Below are 6,386 nucleotides of genomic sequence, written 5' to 3'. Positions count from 1 at the left end.
ATGTAGGGCTGCCGCATCTATGGGCGTTTTCGGAAACGGGAAAATGCTCTAAAAGCCCGCGCAAATTCTCTTGCCACGCCTCAGTGTGCGGGGTATAAAGCAGCTACATCACCAAATTTGGTACGTCAGGCGGGGGAAGAAACTCTTCTCCGCCAGTCATTACTTGGCCCGCTCGTTGGCTTGATCTGCAAAGGGTTTGTAGCTGTGCTTCTGAATCGTTCTCTTGCCTTTCCTTCCTCGGTTCGTCTCCTCGCATGTGCCTGCTTCGTCGCGCTGCTTAGCCCTTCCGCACTAGCGGAAAAGAAACCGGTCCTTCCTGACTGGCTGAAGGAGGCTGCGAAGCAGCCTCTACCGTCATATCCGGCAAATACGAATGCGGTTGTCCTACTTTCGGACACTACTTACACCGTGAGCGGCGATCTACATGCCGTAGAGCACCATCGCGAAGCAATCAAGATCTTGCGGCCACAGGGACGACGGGAGGCCGAACTCGGCACAGCATACCGGTCAACCTCCAAAATCCGCTCTTTGAAGATCTGGAGTATTGGATCGGATGGTCATGAGTACGAACTCAAAGACAATGAGTTTACGGATTATGCTGCGGTAGCGAGTTTTGAAGCCTATTCTGACGTTCGCTATCGCGAAGGAAAAGCTCCGGCGGCGGATCCTGGCGCCGTGGTGGCTATGGAATATGAAACAGAAGATCTACAGCCTAATTCCACGGAGTACATTTGGCACGTCCAAAGTAACATTCCTATTTTGACGGAAAGGCTCACGCTCGAATTGCCACCAGGAATGGATCACAAAGAGGTCTGGAAGGGAAATAAGGACATTCATGCAGTCGACCTCGAAAAAGGGAGGTTCCTTTGGGAGATAAAAAATGAGCCTGCGGTCGACTTTCGCGGTCTCGTGATGGCTCCTGAGTGGCGCGGACAAACGAAACGTTTGTCCGTTCACTACTTCTCAAGTGCGACTCCAAATGCAACCAAAGGTGATTGGCAGAGTGTTGGCGAGTGGTATGGAGCGCTCGCAAAAGGACGCAACGACGCATCACCGGAAGTGGCTGCGAAAGCGCAGGAACTTGTCGCAGGCAGAACCGATTTTGCGGATAAGGTGCAGGCGATCGGAGAGTTTGTTCAGGGAAAGATTCGCTATGTCGCGATCGAGATTGGCATTGGTGGCGATCAGCCTCATCCTGCCGAGTCCATCTTCAAAAACAAGTATGGGGATTGCAAAGATAAGGCGACCTTGCTTTCTGCCATGCTTTCCAGCGTTGGGATTCGCGGAACATGGGTTCTGGTCGACAGCGATCGTGGATATGTCAGTCCGGAGGCGCCATCCAGGGCGGGGAACCATGTGATCGCCGCTATCGAGATTCCCAAAGGGTATGACTCTCCACGCTTTCGGGAGGTTTTGACGACGACAGGTGGAAAGCGCTTTTTGATCTTCGATCCTACGTCGGAATATACGCCGTTCGGCTATCTCGAATCTTCGCYGCAGGGTGGCTATGGATTGTTGGTCGATGGTAAGGATAGCCAGGCGGTGCAATTTCCAATCATCGATCCGGCAGCCAATACCGTGCATCGGAACGGCAGTTTCAAATTGAGTGAAGACGGCGCGATCACTGGGCGGATTGAAGAGTCGATGCGCGGAGATATCGGAAGGCAGTATCGCTCCCTTTTCAGAAAGGCAAGTGAAAAAGAGCAACGCGAAGTGATGGAGCGCCTGCTCGGCTATGACATGGTGAACGTCAGTTATGACGGGCTCAGGGTCGAAAACGCAATGGAGCTTACGACAGACCTGAAGATGTCCTATGCCTTGAAGGCATCAAGCTATGCCAAGCCGGCCGGCTCATTACTCATGCTGCGTCCCAGAATTCTCGGGGCAGACACTTTGAATTCAGACAAGAGTGTCCGCGTGTATCCCATTGATCTCGGAGCTGCACGAGAAGTGAAAGACGACTATGAGATCGAACTTCCAGAAGGCTATGTGGCTGATGAATTGCCCGACCCGGTAAAGGTCGATATGGGCTGGGCCTCCTACGAGAGTTCCAGCAAGGTCGAAGGAAACAAACTCCATTACACGCGGAGCTATGTCGTGAGGCAAGTGGAGTTACCTGCTGAGAAGTATGGAGAAGTTCAGCGGCTCGCAAGTGTGATTGGGTACGACGAACAAAGCAACGTCGTGCTGAAAAAGAAGTAATAAGAGGTTTCGGAGGCTGAGATGTTTCGTGCAGTAAGAGCCGCGTGTCTGGCAGYGGCGTTGGTCGTAGGAAGCGGCGCTGCGCATGCCGCTGATCAATGGATTACGCCAACGCAGGATGAACTGAAGATGACGAGCTTTCCCAAAGCTCCCGGAGCTTCAGCCATTATTCTGAACTATGACGAACTGACTGAAGATGCTCTCCATATGGAGAGTCATTATGTCCGTATCAAGATTCTGAATGAAGAAGGCCTTAAACATGCTGACATAGAGCTTTTCCAGAATCGAGAGTCAGGTGGGTGGGCGTATACCGTCGATGATGTGCAGGCAAGAACAATTCATCCCGACGGCACGGTTATTCCGTTTACGGGCAAGCCTTACCAGAAAGTCATCGTAAAAAATAAAGAGCATCAGCACACCGCGAAGGTGATTACGTTGCCCGATGTCACGGTGGGCAGCATTATTGAGATTCGCTATAAAGGGCGTTGGGACGACAACTGGTATACGCTGCCAAGATGGTCCGTTCAGGAGGATCTCTATATAGTGAAATCGCACTATGTATGGAAGCCCACAACGCGTGAGTTGCTCTCTTCAGATGGAAAGACAAACAGTCGCATCTCATGGACGCCGATCCTGCCCAAAGGCACGGAGTTGAAGCAAACTCAACTGCCGGGTGTTAACGGGAACAACGGCCAGATTATCTTCGAGCTGAATGCAAATGATGTGTCGGCGCTTGTTGAAGAAGACTATATGCCGCCGATGAAGAGCAACAGTTATCGAGTCATGTTCTATTACCTGAGCTATCGCAGCGCGGATGAATTCTGGCAAAACGAGGGGAAGAACTGGTCCAAGCGAGTCGATAAGTTCGCTGAAGCTTCAGCGGCGGTACACGCCTTTACGACCGAAGTAACGACGGGAGCTGCTACACAGGAAGAGAAGCTGAAGAAGATCTATGCGGCAGTGATGTTGATGGATAATACGGACTTTACCCGTACACGCACCGAGTCCGAAGAAAAAGCGAATGGTCTAAAAACGGCTAAGACTGCGGACGATATCCTCACACGCAAGCGCGGCAGCGGAGACGATCTGACGAAGCTCTTTCTCGCAATGGCGCGCGCAGCCGGCATGAAAGCCTACGGTATGGCGGTGGTGCGACGTGATGATCGTATCTTTCTTCCTTCGTGGCTTGATCTTGTTCAACTGGACGATCTTATCGCCATTGTCGTTGTCGATGGCAAAGAACAGTTTTTCGATCCAGGCATGAAGTATGTTCCTTATGGACATCTGGACTGGAAGCACACGTATGCCGGTGGTATCCGCCAGACCGACCAGGGCGTCAAGGTCGCGGAGCTGCCGGGCGAGAGCTATAAATACTCCCAGGTGCAGCGAGTTGCCGACCTGAAACTCGATGAGACAGGCAAGGCAACAGGGGTCGGCGTATTTACTTTTATGGGAGCTCCTGCCGTACGCTGGCGTCAACGTGCAACCCGCACCGACGAAACAGAGCTGAATCGTGATCTGAAGGACGCTGTAGAAGCCATGCTGCCCAGCGGCATGGAAGCAGAGGTCACGAAGATTGAACAGCTCTATGATTATGAAAAGCCGTTGAAGGTATCGCTCAAGGTAGGTGGGCCGGTAGGCGCTACAACCTCCAAGCGCATGATCCTTCCGGGTGACATCTACGAGTCGCGTGCCAAGGCGGCTTTCCCGCATGAGAAGCGTGAGCTTCCGGTCTACTTCAACTATGAAGTATGGGAGCGCGATGCCGTCCGGTATGTTCTTCCGGCTGGGATGAAGGTGGAGTCGGCTCCCGCGACAGCGCAGGATAAGATCCTCGAGAGCATGCTGTATGACATCAGCAGCCAGCAGGTGACGAACACGATCACGGTTCGGCGTAACCTGGCGCGCAACGGTCTGATTTATCCAGTCACTGACTATCCGACAATCCGGACCTTCTATAACAAGCTGCAGGCCAAGGATCAGGAGAACGTCGTGTTGCAGCCTGCACCGGCGGCTACAACCTCGGCGGCGAGCAACTAGGGCGGTTCTCTAAGAACTACGGAATCCGGCAGACGCGGATATCGTGATCGATGTAGGGACAATCAAGGCGGGTGTTGGCTGAGGGGCGAAGAATGACCCAGGTCACACCCGCCAGTTTCATTCTGGCGATACGTTTCGTATCATCCAGGTCGTCGAGATCACGCTGCAGAGCGACACCACGGACCCAGTCGCTGGCGATGGATGGTTTTACGGCTGCGATCCCTCCATCCTTGGATGATGAATCCGCCAACAATTCTGCGAGGCAGCAGAGCGAGCAGTGAGCCGAGCGCCAGGGCCATTGCCAGATAAAGAAATGTGAAAAAACGAAGAGGCTGCAGACTGGCAACCAGATGGTTGCCGCTCTCGGGGTGTGCGAACAGCAGGTTGACGACGATGGTGACGATCCCGCCCAGGCAGAGAGCCCGCAGAAAGGTCGAAAAGGTGTCGGTGAAGGACGCAGGCCGAAAACGGTCCAGCGTCAACAGCAACAGAATCGGAGCGATCACACCTACGATCTCATCCCAGCTCCAGCGGGTGAGGAACCAGTAGGTTCGGGAGACGGCGGCTTCGCGATACGCAGGGGATTCGACAGGTGCAAGCCAATGGACGGCTGTCGACGTCGCCAGGGCAAATGCGATGACGCCATACACCATGGCGCGGCTTCCGCTGCGCAGGGCCAGAATCAGTGCGATCAGGTAGATCCCGCAGGCGGCGATCAGCGGATGGAGCAGGCCGCCCGGCACAAGGAAAATCGCAACACGCATCCAGCGTGGCTGTTCTTGCAGAGATTCGGCGATGGCAAAGAGCACCATCGGAAGACCAAGCGAACGCGAGGTGAGATAGGGATCCGCCATGATGATCGATGTCCCTGCGACAGGCATCGACATGATCGCGGTGAAGAGAAGCAGAGCGAACCAGCAGGCCGCCTGGGTCTGGAGGCACGTTCGAAGAATGCTGTGCAGCCCGCTCAGAGTGAGATAGACGGACGCCAGATAGCCTAGAAAAAAGATCCAGGTCAGGCTCAGGTGCGTCATCGTCGCGATGCCGGTCATCATCCGCGAAAAGAAGAGGCAGGAGACGTGTGCATCGGCAAACTGGCTGAGGTGAGGGAAGAGCTGGGGCTGCAGCGCGTGTTGGGCAGCGGCGATATAAATGCCGCCATCTTCGCTGTAAGGGTGGTATCCATGAATGACCAGGGCCGCAAGGGTGAGAACAGCCAGAACCAGGGCCTGTCCGCTACGGGAGGCGGTGAACTGGCGAACAGTGCGCTCTACCGGTCGCGGTTGCGTTACTACGAACGTGGCCAATGGTTAGAAGAGCTCCGATGGTCTAAGCATTTAGACGAACAGGCATGTGGAAAAAGTTTCGGTATCGCTCAATCTGGGAAGGAATTGGCCCTGGTGTCGTCCTCACTATAATAAGGACGATGCTCTGCACCCATGAACTGTTGCCCGTGCCTGCTCCCAAGGCCCGTCCAAGGATAACCGCATGACGCCGCAGCAGCGCCGCAATCTGCTGAAAACAGTCCCCGGTTTTCTCATCAGCGGTTTTTTTCTTTGGTACACCTTCCGCAGCGTTAACTATGCCGGTCTGCGGCAGGTGCGGCTGGTGGAGCCTGTATGGATGCTGGCCGCTGTAGTCTTTCTGGTTGTCGGCTATACGCTGCGGTCGCACCGGTGGTGGCTGATGATGCGTGCCTCAAGCCACGCGAAGTTTTCCACCTGCGCCCGGGTATTGATGACCAGCTTTGCGGCCAATAACATCATGCCGCTCCGTGTTGGAGATTTTCTCCGCGTCTTCAGCTATGCCGGTGATCTGGACTCGAACGCGCCCGCGATTCTAAGCACTGTCGTTCTGGAGCGCGTTCTGGATGTCTTCACGCTGTTGCTCCTGTTCGTGCTCACGATGGGCCGCAACTCGACGCTGATCTCGCATAAATCGCAGATCGTGGCGCGCGTGCTGCTGCTGGGGGTGAGCGGCACAGTACTGGTGCTGCTGCTGGCCGCAGGAGCACTGAAGTCTCCCTTGAGAAGGCTCCTGAATCTGCTGCCGCATCCGGGACTGGTGGGCAAGCTTGAGGCGCGGCTGATCTCGGCGTTGGATGCGATTGCCCTCATCTCTCTGCCGGTGCGGCTGGTGCTGGT

At 54.8% G+C, this 6,386-nt stretch carries 4 protein-coding genes; 3 read left to right on the top strand and 1 reads right to left on the bottom strand.

Annotated elements, in window-relative coordinates:
* Window positions 1-408 precede the first annotated feature (408 nt).
* Window positions 409-2,202 carry a DUF3857 domain-containing transglutaminase family protein gene (locus tag AB4043_RS15125; RefSeq protein WP_442307415.1) on the top strand — a complete coding sequence of 598 codons (1,794 nt, stop codon included), beginning with the start codon at window positions 409-411 and terminating at the stop codon, window positions 2,200-2,202.
* A 21-nt stretch (window positions 2,203-2,223) separates the two neighbouring features.
* Window positions 2,224-4,242 (top strand): DUF3857 domain-containing protein, encoded by a 2,019-nt coding sequence (locus tag AB4043_RS15120; RefSeq protein WP_442307414.1) that lies wholly within the window; start codon window positions 2,224-2,226, stop codon window positions 4,240-4,242.
* A 158-nt stretch (window positions 4,243-4,400) separates the two neighbouring features.
* Here AB4043_RS15120 and AB4043_RS15115 read toward each other — a convergent pair whose 3' ends face one another.
* On the bottom strand, window positions 4,401-5,549 hold the full coding sequence (locus AB4043_RS15115) for a hypothetical protein (RefSeq protein WP_442307413.1): 1,149 nt from the start codon (window positions 5,547-5,549) through the stop codon (window positions 4,401-4,403).
* 181 nt (window positions 5,550-5,730) lie between these two features.
* On the opposite strand from AB4043_RS15115, the gene AB4043_RS15110 reads away from it, so the two are divergent.
* On the top strand, window positions 5,731-6,386 hold a 656-nt coding region (locus tag AB4043_RS15110; protein ID WP_442307412.1), incomplete at its 3' end, for a lysylphosphatidylglycerol synthase transmembrane domain-containing protein.

Source organism: Terriglobus sp. YAF25, assembly GCF_052113305.1.
In the GTDB taxonomy this organism is placed as follows: domain Bacteria; phylum Acidobacteriota; class Terriglobia; order Terriglobales; family Acidobacteriaceae; genus Terriglobus.
Note: the sequence above shows the minus strand (reverse complement) of the source record. Positions and strands in the feature narration are given on the sequence as shown.